This is a genomic window from Pseudomonas sp. AC239, assembly GCF_979258545.1.
The window spans coordinates 4,940,422-4,965,538 of sequence record NZ_OZ409864.1 but is presented as its reverse complement, the minus strand read 5'-3'; the positions used below and the strand labels follow the sequence as shown (position 1 = coordinate 4,965,538).

At 62.9% G+C, this 25,117-nt stretch carries 15 protein-coding genes; 9 read left to right on the top strand and 6 right to left on the bottom strand.

Annotated features, from left to right (window positions below; translation table 11 throughout):
* Positions 1–58: 58 nt before the first annotated feature.
* A complete protein-coding gene (locus tag ACZ0AZ_RS22610; RefSeq protein WP_039762836.1) occupies positions 59–2,185 on the bottom strand; it encodes a TonB-dependent siderophore receptor in 2,127 nt (708 codons plus the stop codon).
* Positions 2,186–2,451: 266 nt separating this feature from the next.
* Between ACZ0AZ_RS22610 and paoC the strand changes: the two genes are divergently transcribed.
* Together paoC and ACZ0AZ_RS22600 are read left to right on the top strand one after the other, a co-directional pair.
* Complete coding sequence (paoC, locus tag ACZ0AZ_RS22605; RefSeq protein ID WP_463538182.1) at positions 2,452–4,662, top strand: aldehyde oxidoreductase molybdenum-binding subunit PaoC; 2,211 nt, start codon at positions 2,452–2,454, stop codon at positions 4,660–4,662.
* 25 nt (positions 4,663–4,687) lie between these two features.
* A complete protein-coding gene (locus ACZ0AZ_RS22600; protein WP_129999286.1) occupies positions 4,688–5,005 on the top strand; it encodes a hypothetical protein in 318 nt (105 codons plus the stop codon).
* Positions 5,006–5,422: 417 nt separating this feature from the next.
* Here ACZ0AZ_RS22600 and ACZ0AZ_RS22595 read toward each other — a convergent pair whose 3' ends face one another.
* Positions 5,423–6,007, bottom strand: a complete 585-nt coding sequence (locus tag ACZ0AZ_RS22595; RefSeq protein WP_016770670.1) for a TetR/AcrR family transcriptional regulator — start codon at positions 6,005–6,007, stop codon at positions 5,423–5,425.
* Positions 6,008–6,219: 212 nt separating this feature from the next.
* On the opposite strand from ACZ0AZ_RS22595, the gene ACZ0AZ_RS22590 reads away from it, so the two are divergent.
* Entirely contained in the window at positions 6,220–6,897 is a 678-nt protein-coding gene (locus ACZ0AZ_RS22590) for a type 1 glutamine amidotransferase domain-containing protein (protein WP_041480320.1), read from the top strand.
* Positions 6,898–6,998: 101 nt separating this feature from the next.
* Complete coding sequence (locus ACZ0AZ_RS22585) at positions 6,999–8,120, top strand: alkene reductase (RefSeq protein WP_463538181.1); 1,122 nt, start codon at positions 6,999–7,001, stop codon at positions 8,118–8,120.
* 1,097 nt (positions 8,121–9,217) lie between these two features.
* On the opposite strand, the gene ACZ0AZ_RS22580 is transcribed toward ACZ0AZ_RS22585, so the two are convergent.
* From ACZ0AZ_RS22580 to ACZ0AZ_RS22570, 3 genes are all read right to left on the bottom strand, one after another.
* On the bottom strand, positions 9,218–10,720 hold the full coding sequence (locus ACZ0AZ_RS22580) for a sensor domain-containing diguanylate cyclase (protein WP_129998728.1): 1,503 nt from the start codon (positions 10,718–10,720) through the stop codon (positions 9,218–9,220).
* Positions 10,721–10,850: 130 nt separating this feature from the next.
* Positions 10,851–11,765, bottom strand: a complete 915-nt coding sequence (locus tag ACZ0AZ_RS22575; protein WP_129998727.1) for a LysR family transcriptional regulator — start codon at positions 11,763–11,765, stop codon at positions 10,851–10,853.
* A gap of 659 nt (positions 11,766–12,424) precedes the next feature.
* A complete protein-coding gene (locus ACZ0AZ_RS22570) occupies positions 12,425–13,627 on the bottom strand; it encodes an MFS transporter (RefSeq protein WP_463538180.1) in 1,203 nt (400 codons plus the stop codon).
* 24 nt (positions 13,628–13,651) lie between these two features.
* On the opposite strand from ACZ0AZ_RS22570, the gene ACZ0AZ_RS22565 reads away from it, so the two are divergent.
* The 5 genes from ACZ0AZ_RS22565 (at position 13,652) to ACZ0AZ_RS22545 (ending at position 19,743) form a co-directional block, all read left to right on the top strand.
* Entirely contained in the window at positions 13,652–15,193 is a 1,542-nt protein-coding gene (locus ACZ0AZ_RS22565) for a c-type cytochrome (RefSeq protein ID WP_463538179.1), read from the top strand.
* A complete protein-coding gene (locus ACZ0AZ_RS22560; RefSeq protein WP_463538178.1) occupies positions 15,190–15,663 on the top strand; it encodes a (2Fe-2S)-binding protein in 474 nt (157 codons plus the stop codon). The genes ACZ0AZ_RS22565 and ACZ0AZ_RS22560 overlap by 4 nt, the downstream gene beginning before the upstream one ends.
* Entirely contained in the window at positions 15,660–17,894 is a 2,235-nt protein-coding gene (locus ACZ0AZ_RS22555) for a xanthine dehydrogenase family protein molybdopterin-binding subunit (RefSeq protein WP_463570665.1), read from the top strand. The genes ACZ0AZ_RS22560 and ACZ0AZ_RS22555 overlap by 4 nt, the downstream gene beginning before the upstream one ends.
* A gap of 171 nt (positions 17,895–18,065) precedes the next feature.
* Entirely contained in the window at positions 18,066–19,178 is a 1,113-nt protein-coding gene (locus ACZ0AZ_RS22550; protein ID WP_039760595.1) for an alkene reductase, read from the top strand.
* A gap of 88 nt (positions 19,179–19,266) precedes the next feature.
* Entirely contained in the window at positions 19,267–19,743 is a 477-nt protein-coding gene (locus ACZ0AZ_RS22545; RefSeq protein ID WP_463538177.1) for a helix-turn-helix domain-containing protein, read from the top strand.
* A gap of 96 nt (positions 19,744–19,839) precedes the next feature.
* Here the strand turns inward: ACZ0AZ_RS22545 and ACZ0AZ_RS22540 are convergent, their stop codons facing one another.
* On the bottom strand, positions 19,840–25,083 hold the full coding sequence (locus ACZ0AZ_RS22540; RefSeq protein ID WP_463570667.1) for a trifunctional serine/threonine-protein kinase/ATP-binding protein/sensor histidine kinase: 5,244 nt from the start codon (positions 25,081–25,083) through the stop codon (positions 19,840–19,842).
* Positions 25,084–25,117 lie beyond the last annotated feature (34 nt).

Genomic DNA, 25,117 nt, shown 5'->3' with positions numbered 1-25,117 from the left:
CTGATTTCGACATGCCACTCTCAGGCCAGCATGGGGCTGCGGCAACCGCTGCGGCGATTTACAGCGTGTAGGAAATCCCCACCTGCACGGTTCGCGGCGCGCCCGGGTAGGCGTAAACATTGCCGAAGGCGCCTTCCTCGTAGTCGCGATCGAAGATGTTTTTCACATCGAGATTGAGCCGCACCTTGTCGTTGACCTTGTAGAAGCTCAGCAGGTCGACCACGGTGTAGCTGCCCATGGAAAACGCGGTGTTGGCGGTCTGCCCGGCGCGCTCGTCGACGTATTTCAGGCCGGTGCCAAGGCCAAGGCCTTTGAGCGTGCCGTCCTGGAATTCGTACATATTGAGCAGGCTGAAGCTGTTCTTCGGAATGTTCAGCAGACGGGTGCCGGAGCGCAGCGTGTTGTCCTTGGTCACCTCGGCGTCGACGTAGGCGTAACCGCCGACCACTCGCCACTCCGGGGTGAGGTTGCCGGTCACGTTGACGTCGAAACCACGGCTGCGTACTTCACCAGCGGCGACGCTGAAGGTCGAATCCACCGGGTCGGTGGTCAGCACGTTGCGTTTTTCGATCTGGTAGATCGCCGCGTCGACGCTCAACTGCTGATCCAGCGCTTCCCACTTCACGCCCATCTCGTAGGACTTGCCTTTCTCAGGAGCGAAGCCGCCGCCTTCGCGACTGGCGCCGGTGTTGGGCTTGAACGAGCGCGCGGTGTTGGCGTAGACCGCCAGGGTATCGGTCAGGTCGTAGGTGACGCCGATACGCGGGGTGACGGCGTTGTCGCTGGCCTGCCAGCTCTTGCCGCCCGGCACGTAGGTTTCGTAATCGTGCTCGAAGCGCTCGAAACGTGCGCCGGCCAGCACTTTCAGTTTGTCGGTCAGGGCGACCTGATCCTGCACGAACGCGGCGTAGGTCTTGAGGTTCTCTTTATCGTGGGTGGGTGTGCGGGTCAGCGCCGGGCGTGGCTGGCCGTAGACCGGATTGAAGACGTCGATCGGGTAGGCACTGACCGCGCCGCTGGAGCGCTGGATGATCGACTTGTAATCGTAATCTTCATACTCGATGCCGGTGAGCAAGGTGTGCTGCAGACCGCCAGTGTCGAAATGCCCGGTGAGGTTGAGCTGGGTGTCCTTGTCGGTCCATTCCAGCTTGCGGTAGTTGAAGTTGCGCCCCAGCGTGCGGCCGTCAGCGGCAATGCCGTTGGCCTCGATCGCATTGCCCTTGAGCGAACCGTCGAGCCACTGGAAACCGCCGCCCAGGGTCCAGTCGTCGTTGAGCATGTGTTCGAAACGCAGTTGCGCCATGTTGTTGTCGTTGTGCAGCTTGCCGACGTCCTTCTCGCCAAAGAAGGTATCGCGCGAGGCAGTGCCGATCTGCGCCGGGTAGCGCGTCACGCCACGATCAAGCGGCGCGTTGTTGCGCATGAAATCGCCTTCGAAAATCAGCTTGGTCGCGTCGGTGGCCTGCCAGGTCAGCACCGGCGTGATGCCGTAGCGCTCGGTCTCGACATGATCGCGGAAGGTGTCACCGCCCTCGCCCACCACATTCAAGCGATAGGCCAGACGCCCTTCTTCATCGAGCGGCCCGGAAGCGTCGAGGGTGCCGCGCTTCATGCCTTGGTCGTTCAATTGGCTGCCCAAGGTAACGGTGCGCTCGGGCAACGGCTGTTTCGACACCACGTTGAAGGTACCGCCGGGATCGCCACGGCCATAGAGCATGGTCGCCGGGCCGCGCAGCACTTCCAGGCGCTCGATGGTGTTGGCGTCGGGCATGTTCGGGTAGCCACGGTTGATCGGGAAACCGTTGCGGTAGAACTCACCGGTTGTAAAACCGCGCACGGTGAAGGTGGTCAGGCCCTGCCCACCGAAATTGTTCGCCCGTCCGACGCCGCCGGCGTAATCCAGCGCATCCTGCAAACGCGTCGCGCCGAGGTCTTCGACGGCGTCCTTGGTCACCACGCTGATTGACTGCGGGGTTTCATGAATGGAAGTGTCGGTGCGCGTGGCGCTGGCCGAACGCGTGGCGCGATAGCCTTGCACCGGGCCGTCTGCCCGTTCGTAATCCGCTGTGCCGACCACATCGGTGGCTTCCAGCTCAAGCGTTGAAGAAGTCGGTTCGGCTGACTCAGCCCACGAGGAAGAAGACAACGCCTGCAGCACACAAATGGAAAGCAGAGTTCGACGCATGAGGTGAAAACCTTTACGAATAGGCCAGAACGAAGGGCAAAACCGCCAATGAAAACGCGGCGCATGGTATACCGGCGCATTGGTAATTGAAACTTATTCTTATTTGTCATGTTGGTCAGGATTACTGAGCAGAATTCATCACTCCATCCTGAAACCGCGCATTATCAGCAGCGCGTCGATGGCCTAGGCTCGTAGAGATCCGACGTCAATCGATGGCTGCGCCGCGCTACGTGGGCGCTGCCAGCCTGTCTGAAAGGAATTTGCAGATGAAATTCGACACCCCGGCCGGCTCCAATCCGATCGATCAACTGAAGGTGATCGGCCAGCCTGCCGACCGCATCGACGGCAAGCTGAAAACCACCGGCACCGCCACGTACGCCTACGAACAAAACGCAGCGGTGCCGGACGCCGCCTATGGCTATATCGTCGGTGCCGGAGTCGGCAAGGGGCGCATTGCTTCGATCGATTCGGCAAGCGCGCGGGAAGCGTCCGGGGTGATCGCCATCGTCACTTACGAAAACGCCGGGCCGTTGGCCAAAGGCGAGTTTTACGTTGCTCGGGCATTGGCCGGGCCGCAGGTCGATCACTATCACCAGGCAGTGGCAATTGTAGTCGCGGAGACCTTTGAACAGGCCCGCGCGGCTGCCGGTCTGCTTGAAATTCGCTACGTGGCCGCACCGGGTTCGTTCGATCTCGCAACTGCGAAAGACTCCGCAACCCCACCGCCACCGGCCGGTTTCGGCCCGCCACCGCAGACCAGCGTCGGTGACTTCGAAGGCGCCTTCAACGCTGCGCCCGTGCAAATCGATCAGCACTACAGCACGCCCGATCAGGCTCACGCGATGATGGAACCGCATGCAACCATCGCCCGCTGGAACGGCAAGCAGTTGACCTTGTGGACATCAATCCAGCAGATCAACTGGGGCGTGCGCGATCTGGCGAAAACCCTCGGCATTGCCAAGGAAGACGTGCGCCTGATCTCGCCGTATATCGGCGGCGGTTTCGGCGGTAAGGGCACGATTCTTTGCGACGCAGTCTTGGCATCCCTGGCCGCTCGACATGCCGGGCGACCTGTAAAAGTCGCGCTGCCGCGGCCGCTGATGTTCAACAACCTGACCCATCGTCCGGCAACGATTCAGCGCCTGCGCATCGGTGCCAACCGTGACGGCGTGATCACGGCGATCGGCCACGAGAGCTGGTCGGGCAACCTGCGCGGCGGTCGCGCCGAAGCGGCGACCGCGTCAACGCGATTGCTGTACGCCGGGGCCAATCGCATGACCCGCTTGAACCTTGCCGTGCTCGATCTCGCCGAGGGTTCGGCGATGCGCGCACCGGGTGAGGCGCCGGGAATGATGGCGCTGGAAATCGCCATGGATGAACTGGCGGAAAAGCTGCAGATGGATCCGCTGCAACTGCGCATCCTCAACGACACGCAGGTCGATCCGGAGCAACCCACGCGGCCATTCTCCAAACGACAATTGGTGGAGTGCCTGAACACTGGCGCTGAGCGCTTCGGCTGGCAGCAGCGCAACCCTCAACCCGGTCAGCGCCGTGAGGGCGGTTGGCTGATCGGCATCGGTCTGGCCTCGGCGATTCGCGGCGCACCGACCACCGCTTCGGCGGCACGCGTGCGTCTCGATCGTCAAGGCGGCATCACCGTAGAAACCGACATGACCGACATTGGCACTGGCAGTTACACCATCATTGCCCAGACCGCTGCGGAAATGATGGGCGTGCGGCTGGAGCGCGTTGTGGTGCGTCTGGGCGATTCGAAATTTCCGGAATCGTCGGGCTCCGGCGGCCAGTGGGGCGCGGCCTCCTCCACTGCCGGCGTGTATGCCGCATGCCTGAAATTGCGCGAGGCCGCTGCCCGCGCCGTCAGGATTGACCCGCAACAAGCCGAGTTTGTCGACGGACAAATTCGCGCAGGCTCGCAGCAGGTTGCCTTGGCTCAGGCCGCAGCCAATGGCGAGCTGACGGGCGAGGACCGCATGGAATACGGCGACCTTTCCCAGCGCTTCGCCCAGCAGACTTTCGGTGCGCATTTCGCCGAGGTCGCGGTCAATGCCGCTACCGGGGAGATCCGTCTGCGCCGGCAACTGGCGGTGTGCGCCGCCGGGCGCATCCTCAACCCGAAAACCGCGCGCAGCCAGATTATCGGCGGGATGACCATGGGTGCGGGTGCGGCATTGATGGAAGAGCTGGCGGTGGATCATCGAATCGGCTTTTTCGTCAACCACGATCTGGCCGGATACGAGGTGCCGGTGCACGCCGACATTCCCCATCAGGAAGTGATCTTTCTCGATGAAGTCGACCCCTATGCCACCCCGTTGAAAGCCAAAGGCGTTGGCGAGTTGGGCATCAGCGGCGCGGCGGCGGCCATCGCCAATGCGATCTACAACGCCTGCGGCGTACGGGTGCGCGATTATCCGATTACGCTGGATAAACTCATCGGCGAGTTGTCCTATCCGGTCTGAGACTGGATCACGCAGGATATCGCCCATGTACCCCACCACCCCCGATGGCCGCTATTTTGTTGTCAAGCAGCAGCTCTGGCGTTGCAGCAATCCAGCGCTGCCAGCGGCCGAGCGTGAGGCGTTGGTTACCGAACTCATGTCGGCGCGGCGAGCGGTCAAAGAGGCCAAACACGCGGAGGATGCTGATGCATTGAAGTCAGCGAGAGCACGTGTGAACCAGGCCAAAGTCGCATTGGGTGAACGCGGGCCGGTGTGGTGGGAGGATGGCAGCCCGGATTACAACCGGCACAAGGTGAGCAATACGCCGTATGCGCAGTGGTTTGCTCAACTGCCTGAGTGTTGACTGGCCTGCTGATCCCCAAACCCATAATCCACGCAGGTCCCCTGTGGGAGCGAGCCTGCTCGCGAATGCATTCGGTCTGGCGGTGAGATGTTTGATGTGCCGCCGTCTTCGCGAGCAAGCCCGCTCCCACACTGGATATTGTGGGTTGCCGGGATTTGGCACGCGCCGCGAAAACTGTGGGAGCGGGCTTGCTCGCGAATGCATTCGGTCTGGCGATGAGATGTTGAATGTGCCGCCGTCTTCGCGAGCAAGCCCGCTCCCACACTGGATATTGTGGGTTGCCGGGATTTGGCACGCGCCGCGAACACCTGTGGGAGCGGGCTTGCTCGCGAATGCGCTGGGTCAGGCGATGAAGATGTTGAATGTGCCGCCGTCTTCGCGAGCAAGCTCACTCCCACAAGGGACCCGCGGCGAGGCTCAGACTTGCAACAATTGCCGGGTCATCGCCATCGAGGTTTCCAGCGACTGTCCGGTGCGCTGCAATTTGTTCAGCAGACTCGCGCCGAGCCAGAGCTGATACAGCGTCTCCGCCAACTTTCGCGCATCGCCCTCGGGCAGGCTTTTGTCGGTCTGGCCTTGTTCGATGCATTCGGTGATGCGCGCGACGATGCGTTCGGCGCCGTCGCGCAGGGTCAGGCGCATTGACTCAGACAGGTCGGCGACTTCGGCGCTGAGTTTCACCACCAGGCATTCATCGCCATGGCCCTCCAGGGTGCAACGGTTCTGCCAGCCCTGCCAGTAATCCATCAAACGCTCGAACGCAGTCAGCCCCGGCAGGGTCAGGCGGCGCTCCATGTCGGCGAGGTAGTCGACGAAGTAGTCCTCAAGCAGCGCCTGGCCGTACAACTCCTTGGATTTGAAGTAGTGATAGAACGAGCCCTTGGGCACGCCGGCGGTCTGCAGGATCTCGTTGAGGCCGACGCTGGTGAAGCCCTTTTCGGCCATCATCCGGTGGCCGGTGTCGAGCAAGTGTTGGCGGGTGTCGTCAAAGGTCGGCTTCATGGTGCGCAAAATTCCAGACAATAGACCAGTCGTATAGTTTTCAGGACCGGGAGTTTGCCATATCCGCCGGGCAAAAACATTTTCTGAAAAAATTACTAGTCGACTGGTCTAATTGGAAACTATGCTGCGCCCCGACACACAAATTCATGCGGCACCGACAACAAGCGAATCCCTCGCCTCCTGCCGATGCCAGACCAACCCAAGGGTGCTCTATGAAAATCTTGATGGTTCTGACTTCTCACGATCAACTCGGCAACACCGGCAAGAAAACCGGTTTCTGGCTGGAAGAGTTTGCTGCGCCCTACTACGCCTTCAAGGACGCCGGCGCCGACGTCACCCTGGTATCGCCTGCCGGCGGCCAGCCACCGCTCGATCCAAAAAGCGATGAGCCAAGCGCGCAGACTGCCGAGACCGATCGCTTCCGCGCCGATCCGGCCGCACAACAGGCACTCGCCACCACTGGCCGTCTGGCTGATGTGAAGGCCGAAGATTTCGACGCAGTGTTCTACCCAGGCGGCCACGGCCCGTTGTGGGATCTGGCCGAAGACAAAGCCTCTATTGCACTGATCGAAGCCTTCGACCGCGCCAACAAACCTCACGGTTTTGTCTGCCACGCACCGGGTGTGTTGCGTCATGTGGTCCGCGCTGACGGCCAGCCAATCGTCAAGGGCCGTGACGTCACCGGTTTCACCAATGCCGAAGAGGCTGCAGTCGGCCTGACTGACGTGGTGCCGTTCCTCATCGAAGACGAGTTCCAGCGTCTTGGCGGGCGCTATTCGAAAGTTGCCGATTGGCAGGTGCACGTGGTGGCTGACGGTCAACTGGTCACAGGCCAGAACCCGGCCAGCTCCGCCGCCGTCGCCGAAAAGCTGTTGAAGATGCTCGGCTGAATCCCACGCTCTACCCGACTAACGCCGCGTGCGTACAGCCCGGCGTTGTTTTTTTGCCCAGTTACTAGTCGACTGGTCTAATCAGCTTCAAGGTTTATCCCATGAATAACGCTTTCTTCACGCCTGCCAAATTGGGCACCCACACCCTGAAAAACCGCATCGTTCTGCCGCCCCTCACCCGCCAGCGCAGCACGCAACCGGGCAATGTCGCCAACGAATTGATGGCCGAGTATTACCAGCAGCGCGCCGGTGCCGGTTTGCTGGTCACCGAAGGCACGCAGATCGAACCGCGCGGCCAAGGTTATGCGTGGACGCCGGGCATTCACACTGCGGAGCAGATTGCCGGTTGGCGCAAAGTCACCGAGGCGGTGCACGCCGTGGATGGCGTGATCTTCGCCCAGCTCTGGCATGTCGGTCGGGTCTCGCACACGGCGTTGCAGCCCAACGGCGATGCGCCGGTGTCGGCCTCTGCGGTCGCCACGGACCGCGTCAGCGTGTTCATCGAAACCGCGCCCGGTGTCGGTGAACTGGTGCCGCCGTCCGCTCCGCGCGCGTTGAGCACCGATGAAGTGCAGGAACTGATTCAGCTGTATATCCAAGCTGCACGCAACGCGATGGAAGCGGGTTTCGATGGCATCGAACTGCATTGCGCCAACGGGTATCTGGTCAACCAGTTCATCTCCGCCCACAGCAACCTGCGCACCGATCAGTACGGCGGCTCGCTGGACAATCGCCTGCGCTTCTTGCGCGAAGTGGTGGCTGGTGTTGCCGAATGCATCGGCAAGGACAAAGTCGGTGTGCGTTTCGCGCCGCTGTTCAGCACCACCGATGAAGCGCGGACATATCTGGGCCTGGTCGAGGAAGATCCGCACAGCACTTACATTGCAGCGATCAAGATTCTTGAAGACGTCGGCATCGCCTACCTGTCGATCGCCGAAGCCGACTGGGAAAACGCGCCAGCGATGCCGCAGACCTTTCGCCAGGCGGTGCGCGACACTTTCAGCGGCGCGATCATTTATGCCGGACGCTACAACGCCAACACCGGGGCGCAGTTGCTCGAGTCGGGGCTGGCGGATCTGGTCGCGTTTGGCCGGCCATTCATGGCCAACCCGGACCTGCCAGCGCGGATTGCCAATGACTGGCCGTTGAATCAGTTGAACCCGGCGACGGTGTATGGCGGCGGCGCCGAGGGTTATATCGACTATCCGACCTACCCTGGCTGACAACCCAACACAAATCCCTTGTGGGAGCGAGCCTGCTCGCGATAGCGGTGTGTCAGCCGATGAATATGCAAGCTGGCCCACCGCCTTCGGGAGCAAGCCCCCTCCCACATTGGTTCTGTGGTGGATCAAGAATCAGGTGGAACACCCGCCATCCCTGTGGGAGCGGGCTTGCTCGCGAAGGCGTCCTGTCAGCCGATGAATATGCAAGCTGGCCCACCGCCTTCGGGAGCAAGCCCCCTCCCACATTGGTTCTGTGGTGGATCAAGAATCAGGTGGAACACCCGCCATCCCTGTGGGAGCGGGCTTGCTCGCGAAGGCGTCCTGTCAGCCGATGAATATGCAAGCTGGCCCACCGCCTTCGGGAGCAAGCCCCCTCCCACATTGGTTCTGCGGTGGATCAAGAATCAGGTGGAACACCCGCCATCCCTGTGGGAGCGGGCTTGCTCGCGAAGGCGTCCTGTCAGCCGATGAATATGCAAGCTGGCCCACCACCTTCGCGAGCAAGCCCGCTCCCACTTTGGTTCTATTGTGGATCAAGTATCAGTGGTACACCCGCCATCCCTGTGGGAGCGGGCTTGCTCGCGAAGGCGTCCTGTCAGCCGATGAATATGCAAGCTGGCCCACCGCCTTCGGGAGCAAGCCCCCTCCCACAGTGGTTCTGCGGTGGATCAAGGATCAGTGGTACACCCGCCATCCCTGTGGGAGCGGGCTTGCTCGCGAAGGCGTCCTGTCAGCCGATGAATATGCAAGCTGGCCCACCGCCTTCGGGAGCAAGCCCCCTCCCACATTGGTTCTGTGGTGGATCAAGAATCAGGTGGAACACCCGCCATCCCTGTGGGAGCGGGCTTGCTCGCGAAGGCGTCCTCTCAGCCGATGAATATGCAAGCTGGCCCACCGCCTTCGGGAGCAAGCCCCCTCCCACAGTGGTTCTGCGGTGGATCAAGAATCAGGAGTTACGCCCGCGATCCCCGTGGGAGCGGGCTTGCTCGCGAAGGTGTGCTGTCAGCCGATGATGCCGCTGGCCAAGCAGGATGCGCTGTGGCAACGCGGGCAGATGCTGATGGCGAAACTGGATAAGGGCGAAGCTTTCTAGCGCTTCAGGCCCGTCCGGCCATGCCGTTGCGGCCAGCCGCTTTCGCGCGGTACAGCGCCTGATCAGCGGCCTCGATCAAATCCGGCAGTGAATCCAGCCCCACGCCCGTGCCCACCGCGATACCAATACTCACCGTCACCCGCCCGAACGGACTGCCCGGATGGGCAATATGGGCCTGCTGCAAACGCTCGAGCATCAGCTGCGCGACCACCGTCGCCCCGGCGCTGTCGGTGGCCGGCATGATCACCGCCATTTCCTCGCCACCGTAGCGCGCGACCAGATCCGAGGGGCGTCGCACGCAGCTTTCAAGCACCTTGCTGACCGCTTGCAGACAAGCATCGCCGGCGACATGGCCCAAGGCATCGTTGAACAATTTGAAGTGATCGATATCGATCATCAGCAGGGCCAGCGAGGTCCCATCACGCTGCGCCCGCCGCGCTTCCACCGCCAGCGTTTCATCGAAACAGCGGCGGTTGGCCAAACCGGTGAGCGCGTCTTTCATCGCCAGCAATTCCAGCTGTCGATTGGACGCGAGCAACTGCTGCTGGGCATCGCGCAACGCCTCCTCGGCTGCGGTACGTCGGCGAATATCGAGGATCAGGAACCAGCCGATCAACCCGGTCAGCCCCAGCAGCCCGACGACCACCACCGCCGACAATCCCGCTTCGATGCGCCACGCCGCCAGTGCTTCATCCTTGCCCAGGGCCACGGTGGTGATCAGCGGCAGGGTTTCACTCTTACGGAACGCGTACAGCCGCTCGACGCCGTCGAGGCTGGAGGTGTACGAGGCGGTACCGACCGAGCGGTCGACCAGGTATTTGGCGTAGATCGGCGATTTGGAGAAGTTGCGCCCCATGTCCTGCTCGCGGAACGGGTAGCGCACCAGCAGCGTGCCATCGGTGTACGACAGGCCGATCGCGCCGTCCTGGCCAACGTCGAGTTTGCCGAACACCCGCAGGAAGTTTTCCACTCCCAACGTCACCGCGACCACCCCGGCGAACTGGCCAGCGTCGTCATTGAAACGACGGCTGATGGTCACCACCCATTCGTGATTGGCACGGCTCTGGATCGGCGGGCCAATGAACGATTCGCGGCTCGGATCGTCACGGTGGTGCTTGAAATAGGCGCGGTCGCTGCTATTCGCGCCTGCCGGAATCGGCCGGTTGGAGGACATCAACCAGTGCCCGTGCCGGTCGTAAATGGTGATGCCGCTGAGCTGCGGCATCAATGACTGCTGGCTGTCGATCAGGGTCTTGATGCGCTGAATCTGCGCCGGTCCATCGCCCTCGGCTTCGAGGCGTTCGACCAGCCCGAGCAAGAGCAGCGAGCTCTGCCGGACGATGCCTTCGGTGTAGGTGTTGAGCGCCTGGGTCAGGTTCAGGCCATGCACGTCGACCTCGGCCAGCGCACGCTCGCGCGAAGACCAGACTTTCCAGATGGTCAGCGAAGTCAGGGAACAGCCAATCACCAGCAGCAGGAGCATTACAAGGCGAGTATCACGCTTCACGTCAGTACCTTAAGGAAGTCCGGGTTCCCTTCCAGCCATCATTCGAACGTCGGCACTCACGGCGGCCACGTGTTCCGGGGCGCAAGCATACAAGCAGTCTCAAGCGGCTGCAGCAACAGAGTGTGCAGGGCTAAGCGGCGGGTGCAGCCGGTTGGAGAATCTCCACGAGGAAATCGATGAACACGTTGATCCGGCTCGAACCCCGGTGATTGGGCAAGTACAACGCGTTGATGCAACTGCTGGCGCTGCCGGGGTTGACCTCGTAGTGCTCAAGCAAGCGCGTCAGGCGCCCGGCGGCGACGTCGTCGCGCACCAGCCAGTCGGCCAGCAGCGTCACCCCGCCACCGCCGATTGCGGCTTCGCGCAGGATGTCGGCGTTGTTGCTTTGCAGGCGTCCCTGGACGTTGAGCTGGATCGGCTCTTCGTCGCCCTGAAAGGTCCAGTGGTGATGGCTGCCGCCGTAATCGAAACGCAGGCATTGGTGCTCAAGCAGATCCCGCGGGTGCTCCAGCACACCACTGCGCGCCAGGTAGTCGGGGCTGGCGACGACCCAGCGCTGGAATTGACCGACGCGTTTGCTGACGATGTCCTCGCTGACCACTGTCGAGCCGAGGCGCACCGAAACGTCGATCTGTTCGCTGAGCAAATCGCTGACCTGATCGCTCAGCGACAGGCTGATCTCCAGCCCCGGATGGCGCTCGAGCAAGCGACTCAGGTGCGGCGCAATCAGCCTGCGGCCGAATTCCACCGGCACGCTGATGCGCAAGCGGCCCTGGGCATCACTGCCACGATCGGCGACCACCGCATCGGCTTCGTCGATTGCATCGAGAATGGCCACGGCCTTCTCGAAATAGGTCTGGCCGGCGACGGTCACGCTGGTGTTGCGCGTGGTACGATTGAGCAGGCTGGCACCCAACTCGTTTTCCAGCCCCGCCACTTGCCGTGTCACCGAAGACGTCGAAATCCCAAGCTTGCGCGCCGCCGAGGAATAGCCCCCGCAGCGCACGGTTTCAACAAACATCTTCAAGGCCAGCAACTTGTCCATAAGCGGGATCCGGTGGTGAGGGAACGCCGCTGATTGTGCATCAGCGCTCGCCACACGTCTTGTATCGTCGTGCTTGGGGGCGCTCTCTGCAAAATGCATGTTCATCTGCTCCTGAAAAAATCGGCAAATCACACCGCCCCCTGTAGGAGTGAGCCTGCTCGCGAAGGCGTCCCGTCAGTCGAAAATGTGCTGCATGCCCCAACGCTTTCGGGAGCAAGCCCCCTCCCACATTGGTTTTGTGGTGGGTCACCGATCACGCGGTTGCCCGCAATCCCCTGTAGGAGTGAGCCTGCTCGCGAAGGCGTGCCGTCAGTCGAAAATGTGCTGCATGCCCCAACGCTTTCGGGAGCAAGCCCCCTCCCACATTGGTTTTGTGGTGGGTCACCGATCACGCGGTTGCCCGCAATCCCCTGTGGGAGTGAGCCTGCTCGCGAAGGCGTCCCGTCAGCCGAAAATGTGCTGCCTGCCCCACCGCTTTCGGGAGCAAGCCCCCTCCCACATTGATTTTGCGGTGGGTCACCGATCACGCGGTTGCCCGCAATTCCCTGTGGGAGCGAGCCTGCTCGCGAAAGCGGTCTCTCAGTGCCATATGTATTGGCTGACAGTCCGCCATCGCGAGCAGGCTCACTCCTACAGTGGCTTTGTGTCGTTCTTGAGATTCAGCTGTGCTCAGCCTTGCGACCCAGGAACAACGCCAACGCCAGTGCCGGCAACACCGCCACGGCGACGGCCGAGAGGTGCCAGCCGAAGTGTTCGTACAGCGGGCTGGCGATCAGGGAGCCGAGGGCGCCGCCGACGAAGATGCTGGTCATGTACACCGCGTTCAGGCGTGCGCGGCTGTGCGGGTCGAGGGCGTAGACCTCACGCTGGCCGAGGACCATGTTCAATTGCACGGCAAAATCCAGCAGCACCGCACACACCACCAGCCACACGTAACCACTGCCCGGCAGCGCGGCGATCAACAGTGACAGCGGCGCCAGCAGCAACGCCACCAAGGTACCGCGACGACCGTGCCCGGCATCGGCCAGACGTCCGGCAATCGGCGCGGCAATCGCACCCACCGCACCGACCAACGCGAAGATTGCCACTTGCGCCTGGCTGAAACCGTGGTGACGCATCAGCTCAATCGGCGCAAGGGTCCAGAACAGGCTGAAACTGGCGAACAGCAAACCCTGATACAGCGAGCGCTGGCGCAACACAGGAAAGCGCCGGGCCAGGGCAAACACCGAACCGATCAACGCGACATAAGTGGCCTTGTGTGTCGGCACCCGGCGCGGCAATGCTACAGCGGTAATCAACGCGATCACCGCCATCAGTGCCGCCGCGCTGTAAAACACCCCGCGCCAGCCGAACACCTCGACCAACAGACTCGACAGCGGCCGCGACAGCAGAATCCCCAAGAGCAGGCCGCTCATGATATTGCCGACCACACGGCCACGGCTGGCTTCCGGTGCCAGGTGCGCGGCCAGCGGCACGAGGATCTGCACCGCCACCGAGGTCAGGCCGATCAGTAAAGAGAGCAGCAAAAACAGCGACGGCGAATGGGTCAGCCCGGCGCACAGCAGCGTCACGCTCGCGGCGAGGGTGAAACCGACCACCAGACGGCGGTTCTCCATCAGGTCGGCCAGCGGCACCAGCAGCAACAAGCCCAGCGCGTAACCGAACTGCGTCAGCGACACGATCAGACTGGCATTGGCGCTGGACAGGCCGATCTGCGGGGCGATCAGTTCGACAATGGGCTGCGCGTAATACAGGTTGGCGACGACCGCGCCGCAGCAGAATGCCAGAAACGCGACCATCAGGCCGGAGAGTGAAGCAGGCTGTTCGGCCGGGGCCGCAACGGCAGGGTTGCCCGTAAGCATGGTGACACCTCGTTGAGTTCGGGAATGTGCTGCCAAGGCTACGGTCGCCCGGCGGCCGCGAGAATCCGTGCCACTGGCAACGCACTGATGCGTGGCGCGCAACGTTGCTTGTGGCGCAACGCGCTGTTGCGCGGGCCGGTGATTCTCCGCCGCAGGCGTCTTCTCTACGCTTTGGCCCTGGCGCAGACGTCCGCATCGGCGCCCTTCCCCGGCTGCTACAAGGAGCGTTTCCATGACCCGCACTTCACTCGTCCTGCCACTGCCCGCCGCGTTTTTCTGCCGACCATGAACAACCATCTGCTCAAGTCCAGAACCCTGTGGATCTGCGTCGCCGTGCTCGCGGTGATCGGCCTGATCGTCGCCGTCGCGCTGATGTGGCGCCCGGCGATCACACCCATCAAACGCCCCATGTCATTCGATACTGCGCAATTGCAGCGCGGCGCACGGGTGGTCGAGGCGGGCGACTGCGCGGTCTGTCACAGTCGCCCCGGCGGCGAATACTTGGCCGGCGGGCTGCCGCTGGTGACGCCGTTCGGCACGCTGTACAGCACCAACATCACTCCAGATGCGCAGACCGGCATCGGCGAATGGTCATTGCCGGCGTTTGAGCGGGCGATGCGCGAAGGCATTGCTCGCGACGGCCACTTTCTCTACCCGGCGTTCCCGTACGTGCATTACCGGCGCATGAGCTCCGAAGACATCGCCGACGCCTATGCCTACTTGATGAGCGGCCCCGCCGTACACGCCCCGGCGCGGCAGAACCAGATGAACTTCCCGATGAACATCCGTCCGCTGGTGTCGTTCTGGAACCTGCTCTTCCTGCATGGCGAGCCACTGACGCCGCTGGCCGAACACAGCGCGGCATGGAATCGCGGACGTTATCTGGTCGACGGCCCGGGCCACTGCGCCGGCTGCCACTCGCCGCTGAACCTGATTGGCGCGGAGAAATCCTCGCAATACCTGCAAGGCGGCAGCGTCGATGGCTGGGAAGCGCCGGCACTGGTCGGCCTCGGCCAACGCGCCACTCCGTGGAATCGCGAGCAGTTGGCCGGCTACCTGCGCGCCGACGTGGTCGATGGCCACGGCACACCCGCCGGCCCGATGCGCCCGGTCAGCCTGAGTCTGGCGCGCTTGCCGGCCAGCGAAGCCGAGGCAATTGCCGACTACCTGCTGAGCCTGCAAAACCCGCACGCGGTGACTGAAACCACCGCGAAAAAGCTGTCGAGCAGTCCAGCGGATCACAGCACTGGCGCCCTGCTCTTCAGCAGTGCCTGCGCCGGCTGCCACGCAGCCGCCGCGCCGATGCGTGAAATCGACGGTCGCCCTGGCCTGCAGAGCACCTCGGCGCTGCAAGCGGCCAGCTCGCGCAACTTTCTCAAGACCGTACTCGAAGGCGTGCCCGCCATTCCCGGCGCACCCGGCCCGGTGATGCCGCCGTTCGCCGCCAGCCTCGACAACGCCCAGCTCGGTGCCCTCGCCGCGTATCTGCGCGAGCAAGCCAGACCCGATCAGCCATGGGCCGACCTCTCTTCCACTATCGAAGCGTTACGTCAGGAGACGAAATGAGCCAGATCACTCTCACCGTCAATGGAGCTGCCCAAGCGCTGGAGCTCGAACCGGACATGCCGCTGCTGTACGCGCTGCGTAATCACTTGAACCTCAACGGCGCCAAGTACGGCTGCGGCCTGGGCCAGTGCGGCGCGTGCACGGTGATCGTCGACGACCAGCCAGTGTTCGCCTGCCTGACACCGTGCGCCGGCCTTGAAGGCAAAAAGATCCGTACCGTGGAAAGCCTCGGCAGCGCCGACAAACCCGGCCCGTTGCAAGCGGCGTTCATCGACAAGCAGGCCGCGCAATGCGGTTACTGCATCGCCGGCATGCTGATGCGCGCGCAGTCATTGCTTGAGCGTGATCCGCACCCGGACGAGCAAACCATTCTTGAGCACATGGCCGGCAATCTGTGCCGCTGCGGCACGCACTTGCGCATCATCGAGGCGATCAAACAGGTGGCTGGGCATAACGGGAGCCTGACATGAGCGAAGCTAACGGCTTGAACCCCAGCCGTCGGGCCTTCCTGCGTGGCGGCGCGCTGCTCATGGCTTTCACGCTGATGCCGGTGGCGCGGCGTGTTTTGGCCGACACTGAAGTCGACACCCTCGGCACTGTGGTGCTGGCCCCCGATCTGCCCGGCAGCTTGCGCACCAACCCATACCTGGACGCGTGGATTCGCATCGGCGCCGACGGCATCACCGTGTACACCGGCAAGGTCGAGCTGGGCACCGGGGTGAAAACCGCGTTGCTGCAAATCGCCGCCGAGCGTTTGCAGGTGCCGGCCAGCGCAATCAACTTGCTCACCGCCGACACCGCGCTGACGCCCAACGAAGGCTACACCGCCGGCAGCCACAGTATTTTCGACAGCGGCACCGCGCTGTACAACGCTGCTGCGCAGGTGCGGGAAATGCTCGTCGATGCCGCCGCGCGCAGCTGGCAAGTCGACATTGCGCAACTGAGCACTCGCGACGGCGCCATAGAAGGACCAGCCGGCCAGCGCATGACATATGCCGACGCGGTCAAGCATGTCGATGTGCACCAATACGCGAAAGCACAATCACCAGCGATGGCGGCGGCCGACTTCAAACTCATCGGGCACAACCTGCCGCGTCTGGACATTCCGGCCAAGGTCAGCGGCGGCGCGGCATTCGTCCAGGACATGCGCTTGCCGGGCATGCTGCATGCGCGGGTGATTCGCCCGCCGCGTCCCGGCTGCACGCTTCAGGCGTTCGATGCCGCGTTCATCGAGGCGTTGAACGGCGTGGTCAAAGTGATTCGCGACGGCAACTATCTGGCGGTGGTCGCCCGTGATGAATGGCAAGCGATCAAGGCCATGCGCAGCGGCATCGAGAGTGCCAAGTGGAGTGGCGGCGAAGCGATTCCCGAAGCCGCCGATATTCACGATTTGCTCAAGCGCCTGCCGTCCAAGCGCTATCCGATCAGCAACAACGGCAATCCCGGCGGCGCGACCGAGACGCGCTTCAAGGCGCGGGTGACCAAGCAATATTTGATGCACGGCTCGATTGGCCCGTCCTGTGCGGTGGCCTGGTTCAACGACGGCGTGCTCACGGTGTGGACCCACACCCAGGGTGTCTATCCGCTGCGCGCCGGCATCGCCGAAATGCTGCGGCTGCCGCCGGACCGCGTGCGCTGCATTCATACCGAAGGCTCGGGTTGCTACGGCCACAACGGCGCCGATGATGCCGCCGCCGATGCCGCGCTGATCGCCATGCGCCTGCCGGGCACGCCGGTCAGGGTGCAATGGATGCGCGAGCAGGAGAATCTCTGGGAACCGTACAGTTCGGCGATGGTTACCGAAGTCGATGCGAGCCTCAGTCAGGGCCGTTTGCAGGACTGGAACTACGAGCTGTGGACCACGCCGCACAATGAACGCATCGTCAATGCCGGGCGCTTGCTGCCGGCACGCCTGTTGGCGAAACCTTTCGCCTCGGCTCCGTCGGTGCCGATTGCCCAGCCCGAAGGTGACGGCGATCGAAATGCGGTGCCGCTGTACCAGCTGGGCGCGACGCGGATCAACATGAACTTCGTCACTACCATGCCCTTTCGCACTTCGGCCATGCGTTCACTGGGAGCGCACATCAACATCTTCGCCATCGAGGCGAGTATCGATGAGCTGGCGATCAAGGCCGGACTTGATCCAGTGGCGTTGCGTCTGGCCCATCTCAGCGATCCGCGTGCCCGTGCCGTGATCGAGCGCGTGCGCGACGAAATCGGCTGGCCACACAAGAGCAACGAGCCCGGCGCGGGGATCGGTTTCGCCTTCGCCCGCTACAAGAACATCATGGGTTACTGCGCCCTCGCGGTGAAACTGCGCGTGCATCCGCAGACCGGCGAGATTCGCGTGGATCATGTAGTCACGGCGGTCGACGTCGGCCAGATCGTCAGCCCCGATGGCCTGCGCAATCAGGTCGAGGGCGGTATCGTCCAGTCGGCCAGCTGGACGCTCTACGAAAAGGTCGCCTACGACTCCGGCGGCATTCGCAGCTACGACTGGAGCGGCTACCCGATTCTGCGCTTCACGCAATTGCCGAAAAAAGTCGATGTGCATCTGCTCGATCAACCGGGCGAACCGTTCCTCGGTGCTGCCGAAATTGTCCAAGGGCCAATGGCGGCCGCCCTCGGCAACGCGGTCAGCAATGCCACTGGCCGGCGCTGGCTGAATCTGCCGCTGACTCGCTCGACCCAACCCGCCTGAACCACGCCCGCGCCCGTCATGGACGGGCGCGGGTGCCGTTGCGTAGCGCGCAAAACTGCGTAGCGCCGGCCACGGATTATCAGCCCCGCCACGCCCGGTTAAGTTACCTGCACATCTCGCGGCACCCGGCTGCCGCACTTGAACCCTACTCATCGAAATCCGGAGCTACCCATGACCCGTCGCCTGTTCCAACCCATCGCCCTCGGCCCTTACACCCTTGCCCACCGCGTGGCGATGGCGCCCCTGACCCGCTCGCGTGCCGGCCAACCGGGCGACGTGCCGACCACGATGAACGCCGAGTACTACCGCCAACGCGCCAGTGCCGCGCTGATCATCACCGAGGCCACGCAGATTTCTCAGCAAGGTCAGGGCTATGCGTGGACCCCGGGAATCTACACCGATGCGCAAGTGCAGGCGTGGCGCGAAGTCAGCACGGCGGTGCACGCGGCCAACGGTTTGATTTTCATGCAGCTGTGGCACGTCGGCCGGGTCTCGCACCCAAGCTTTCAGCCTGACGCCGGTTTGCCGGTGGCGCCGAGCGCTTTGCCAGTGCCGGGCAAGACCTTTATTGTCGATGAACAAGGCAACGGCGTGTGGGGCGATGTGCCGGTGCCGCGCGCCCTCGAAACAGCGGAAATCGCCGACATCGTCGAAGACTATCGCCGCGCCGCGCGCAACGCGTTGAACGCCGGCATGGACGGCGTGGAAATTCATGCCGGCAACGGTTATCTGCTCGACCAGTTTCTCAACAGCAACAGCAACCAGCGTGATGACGCCTATGGCGGTAGCGTCGAGAACCGTGCGCGCTTTCTGCTCGAAGTGGTCGCTGCCGTGGCTGACGAAGTCGGCGCCGAGCGCGTCGGCGTGCGCCTGACGCCGATGGGCCGCTTTATGGGCATGGGTGATGACACGCCCGAAGCGACCTTCGGTTATCTGGTCGAAGCGCTCAACCAGTGGAATCTGGCCTACCTGCATCTGGTCGAGCCGGCCATGGTCGGCACGGTCAAGGACGAAAACTTCGACCCGCGCTGGGACGCGATCATCGCCCAGCTGCGCCAGACCTGGAACGGCGTGCTGATTCTCGCCGGCGGTTACGACGCTCAATCCGCCGAACAGGCGCTGAACTCCGATCGCGCCGACATCATCGCCTTTGGCCGGCCATTCCTGGCCAACCCGGATCTGCCGCGTCGGCTGCACGATGGGCTTGAACTGAACACGCCGGATCCGAGCAGTTTCTTTGGTGGCGATCAGCGCGGCTACGTCGATTACCCGTTTCACGCCTGAGGCCTGCGCTTCATAACTTTTAAGGTTTGTTTAAGGACTTTAAATAAAGCCAGCGGCCAGACTTTGCCCATCGATCAGGAGAGCCGCCATGAACCCGCAATCGGTGAAGTCAGACCACCCCAACCAGCTCGCGCGCCCATTGGGCGCGCTGTCCGGCTGGCAGGAACGCCGCGCCAAGGCCTACATGCTGCACGATCTGAGCCGCAGCCTGCGCGTCAGCGAGATTGCCGAGCACTGCAATCTGTCGCGCAGTCACTTTTCCCGGGCGTTCAAGATCGTCACTGGCTGCTCGCCGCAGGAATGGATGCTGAAGATGAAGATCGACAAGGCCAAGGGACTTTTGCTGACCTCGATGGCGATTACCGAGATTGTTTATGAATGCGGATTTTCCGATCACTCGCACTTCACCCGCACGTTCGGGCGCTTGGTGGGTATGCCGCCGAAGGTCTGGCGCCAACTGATGTGCGGAGCGCGGGTGGCGCTGGTGGATGCGGATGTCTGGCAGCTCAGCGATGGGTTGCTGAATCCGACCATGGCCAAGCGGTTGACGGAACTGCGGCCCTGAGTCGGATTTCAAAAGGCTTTGTTCACTCCTCCCTTTTGGCCGCGATTTTTCGCGGCTTTTTTTTACCCGGTCTGCCAGACATCACTCAGCTACAAGTCAGGGGCTTTTGATCCTGGCGTCCGGCGCAAGCGGCAGTCTGAAGGAGATCCGCGCGCCCTCTTCGCTGTCTTCCACGCGCAACGTCCCGCCATGGGCGCCGATTACCGTTCGGCAAATCGCCAGGCCCATGCCCATGCCGCTGCCCTTGGTGGTGAAGAACGCATCGAAAATTTCTTCACGCTGATGCTCGGCGATCCCCGGCCCGTTGTCCTGAAAAGCCACGCAGACCTGGCCATCGCTGATCGTCGACTCAATCACCAAGCGCCCGTCAGTCATGCCCTGCCCAGCCATCGCTTCCAGCGCGTTGACGATCAGGTTGTAGATCACCTGCTGGATCTGCACCCGATCCCCCAGTACCGGGTCAGCAGCGTTGAGTTGCGTGTGCAAGCTCACCCCGCGATTGTGCACATCGCCGGCCGTCAGTTGCACGACCTCACCGATCAACGCGTCAATCGACACCGGCAATCGTTGCAACGGCGCCTGCCTGGCCAATGCGCGCAAGGCCTGGACGATCTCGGTGGCACGGGCGCTGTCGGAGCGGATGTCTTCCAGTCCCTGAATAGCCTCGTCGAGATCAGGCGTGTCGCGCTTGAGCCAGCGCAGACTGGCCGAGGCGTTCGATGAAATCCCCAGCAATGGCTGGCTGATTTCGTGGGCGATCGAGGCCGACAGTTCGCCCATCATTTTCAGGTGCGAGTTGCGCGCCAGTTCCGCCCGCGAGCTGCGCAAGTCGGCTTCCATCTGTGCACGCAAGCGGTTGTCTTCGACCAGTTGCGCGTAGAGCCGCGCGGTCTGCAGCGACACCGCTGCCTGCGAGGCGAGAATTTCCAGCATGGTCAGGCGTTCGGCGCTGAACAGCTTCGGTACCAGGCTGTTTTCCAGATAAACCAGACCGATCAGCGCGCCCTGCTTGAGCAACGGCAGGCACATCAGCGAGCGCGTCTGCCGCTCGCGCAGGTCGGCGCTGTAGGCTTGCGGGCAGTCGGCGCGGGCATCGTCGAGCACCAGCGGCGTACGCGTGCGCATGGTCGAATTGAGCACTGAAACCGGCGCGATCTGCTCCAGCACGCGCTCGTTGTCCTGACTGACTCGCACGTTGCCCGCCTCGACATGCGCGGCGGCAGCCAGTTGCAACTCACCGTCGGCGACCAACAGCAACGCCCCCCGATCGGCGCCGGCCTGGATCATCAAGTGAGTCATCAAGGTTTCCACCAACCGATCGAGCAACACCTCTTGCGACACCGCGCGCGCCGCTTCGATGCCGACTTCCAGATCAAGGCGTACCCGCGTCACCGGTGTGACCGTTTCCAAGGAATGCTCGCGGGCCAGAAAAGGATGCGCGGCTTCCAGTCGACGTGCCTTGGCCTCAGCGCCCCACAGCACATAACAGTCGCGGGCGACGCGCAGGTGATGATGCGTGCCGGAGACCAGACCGTTGCCCAGACACACCTCGGCCAGTTGTTCATGCGCCAGCGCCTGTTGATGGATAAATCCGGCAGCGGCCGCCGCGATTTGCGCCTGGTCGAAGCAGCGAATGGCGACCAGCCCTTCGCCACGCACGCGGGCCATCGCGCCCTCGATCAGCAGCAGTTGGTTACTGAAAGTCGACGGATTGAGCTCGACCCAAGGCAAAAAACGCTGCCGTTGCTGCTCCAGTTTCTGCAGTTTTTCGGCAACAGAGCCCGGCGCCTCCGGACTGGCCAGCGCCAGGCTGTAGAACAGGTAGTAATGGGCCAGATCGATGTGCGCCGGCAGCGACCACGTCAATGCCTCGGCCGCTTCGAAACGGCGTAGTGCGTAACGCACATCGCCGAAATAGAACGCCGACATACCTGAGTACAACCACATCCAGAACAGTGTTGGCTGTGAGACGCGATCGCGATCCAGCGGGCCGAAACAGTCATGTTCCAGAGCATCCAGCGCTGCGATCGAACGTGGCTCGCGCCCACTGCGCAAATCACTGGCAAACGCTTGTTGCGCCAGCAGAATGCGCTCGATGTCGATGTAGTGAAACTGCCGCACCCAACTCAGGCCGACGTCCAGCTCGTTCAACACCTTTTGCAGCGGCTCGCCCATGAACAGCAGATCGGAGCCGATGTGGTTGCAGGCGTAACACGACATGCCGAGATCGCCGCCGGCTTGACCGCACTCGAATGCGGCGAAAGCTTTCTGCCGGGCGTAGGCCATCGGTTTGGTCCATGGGCTGACCTGATCGAGCGCCACCAGCGTGCCGGTGCGCCCGGCTTCGTAGCCGTGCAGGTCGGTCAGATCGAGCGCCAGTTCGGCGAAAGCGACACCGTCCAGATATTCGCCATAACGGTCGGCGATCATCACGCCATACCAGGCAAAACCGTAGCCGCTGCTGGGTGTGGTGCCGTGCAAGAGGGTCAATTCGACCATCTTCGCCAAGTGCAGGAAAGCGATATCGTCCTGCACAAAAAACGAGGCGATCAGCGTGCTCAGCAACTCCATGGCCACTTCGATTCGCGGCTCGTCGGCCTTGGGCAATGCGCTCAGTTCAGCAATCTGCCGTGTGCCGACCAATTGCCGAACCCGCTCGAACGCTCCGGCCAGTTGCGCCGCCGATGGCTGGCGCTGCAGGGCAATGTCGAGTAGCGCCAGGCCACTTAGCGCTTCGCCGATCGCGCCTTGATAGTCGGAATGCAAGGTACGCAGGCTGGCGCGCAGGCGGTAGGTTTTCGCCCGGTCCAGCACGGTGGCAGCGTGTTCCAGGCAGTCGTCGAGACGCTGTTGCGCGCCGGGCAGATCCGCCAGCAACATCGCGCAGTCGGCTGCCAGCCAGCGCGCCGCGAAGGCTTGCGGGTAGAGCTGCGTCCAGCCGTTGTCGCCGAGTAACACCTCGGCGCTGCGCAGATAATCCACGGCCTGCTCGACAGCGGCGCTATCGCGAGCGCGCTCGGCGGCTTCGACCAATAACTGAATGAATTCGACGCGTCGACCTCCTGAAAGCGCATGACCGTCGCTGCGCTGAATCTGACTGGCAATATCGAACACCTTCGCCTGCCGTTGCCCGCCGCTTAGATCGAGCATGGCGGCTGCGATGCGCGCATGATCGGTGGCACGCCCGGCGGGCGCGGTCAGCGCAGCGGCGGCTTCCAACACTCGATCGTGGGGAAACACCAGTTGCCCCGGCTCGCGCAGGAGAAAGCCTGCACTGACCAGATAATCCACATCACCCCGCAACCGCGCTGGATCATCCGCCAACAGATTGCGCAACAGCGCTTCATCGCAGCGACCACCGACGTAACCCGCCGTGCGCAACACTTCGCGCGCACTGGCTGGCAGGCGCTGCAAACGTTGCACCATCAATTCGGCAACGTTGTCGGCGTAGCGATAGCCATCCACCTCCGCCTGATTCCACACCCAGCGGCGCATCTCAGCGTCGAAACGCAGCAGACGCTCATCCACCAGCGCGCGCGCGACCTGGCTGACGAATAACGGATTGCCAGCGGTTTTGAAGTGCACGACGCGGGCCAGCGCTTCGAGGTTGTCGACGTCAGCATCGAGTTCGACCGCCATCAATTGCGCGACGGCCTGCACCGACAGCGGCCCTAGTCCGAGGTCAATAACTGGCAGCGCGGGTGCTCTGCGCATTTCATCGAGCCAGCCACCCGGATGCTCCGTCAACTCGCCCTCGCGATACGCCAGAACCAGCAGCAGATGCCGCGTCGGTCGGGCGATAAAGGCTTTGAGAAACGCCTGAGTCGAGTCGTCAGCCCACTGCAAATCATCGATAAACAGCAGCAGCGGATGCCCCGGTTGCGCAAAGACTTCGAGCACATCGAGCAGCGCCCGATTGACCCGGTCGAGGGCGTGGCGCGCCGGCATGTTCGGCAGTTCGGCGGTGGCGCCGATCAGCAGTTCGGCCTCCGGCACCAGGTCTACCAGCAAGCGGCCGCGTCCCTTGAGGGTTTCGCGTAATTGCTCGGTCACGGCCTGCAAGGCCAGTGCGGGCCTGGCCAATACCTGGCTGATCAGTGACTGGAAAATCTGTGCCAGTGGCGCGAAAGGCCGTTCATTGTTCAGCAGTTCGATCTTGCCGCTGGCCCAATAACCGGGTGCCTGGCTACGCAGGACTTGCTGGATCAGCGTCGACTTTCCCGCTCCCGGTGCGCCGGCAACCAGCAGCACGCGAGCGATGCCGTCGCTGCGCACGCGCTGGATCTGTTCAAGCAGTTGCTGACGTTCGTCATCACGACCAAACAGCACATCGCCGCGCGTGGCCGTTGCGCGAGCATCGAAGGCACCCAGGCGGAACGCTTCGATCTGGCCTTTTTTCTGCCATTGCCGCAGGCACCAGGTCAGATCGGCGGCCAGCGATTCGATGCTTTGATAGCGCGCGTCCGGCTCCTTGGCCAGGCCCTTGAGCAGCACATGGCAAATGCCTTGCGGCAGGTCGGGATGGTATTGCGCTGGCGACAATGGCTGGACGGCGGCGTGCACATGCAACCATTGCGAGGCGTCGCGAGCGATCAGCGGCGGGCGCCCGGTCAGCGCCTCGTAGAGGATTGCCGACAGCGCATAGACGTCGCTGCGCTCATCGCAATCGACGTTGTCGCGCTGCAGCTGTTCCGGCGCCAGATAAGGCCAGTGTTCCAGGCTCGGCAGTTCAGTCGCCGGCGTTTCCTGCACGTGGGTGTGAAAGCCCATCAGCCTGACGCTGTCGTCGGCGCCGACTATCAGATGCCACGGCAACAGGGATCCATGTGGGAGCGAGCCCGCTCGCGAAAGCGGTGGGTCAGTCAAGGGTGATGTCGGCTGGAATGACGCTTTCGCGAGCAGGCTCGCTCCCACAGGGTTTTGCGGTGTTTCCGGATGCCGAGAGTGGGCCAGCGCATTGGCAGCCGCAACGGCGATATTCAGCACTCGCCCGAGTGGTAAGCCGGCAGCGTCGAACAGGCCAGCCAGCGGCGCGCCCCATCTCGGATAGATCAGCACCGGCCCGTCCGCCGAACGAAGCAGCGCGAGCGGGTTGATTACCCACTGCGAAGGCAGTTGCAAATGAAAGTCGCGCTCCAGCCGCTGGCACAGCGCCGGGCGCTGAATCGGTGCGCGCACGGCGAACCAGGTCTGGCCCGAGCGGCTGTCTTCAAGGCTGAACCAGGTCAGCTCATGGTCGCGGCGCAGCAGGCTGAAACGGCAAGTTTCCAGCCATGTTTCATCGAGCATCGGCGCATCGGCCGCGCGCGACATTGCAGATGAGGATGGCTGGCCGGGCATACGCATTCACCGCTGGAAATGGGATTCAGGCTGG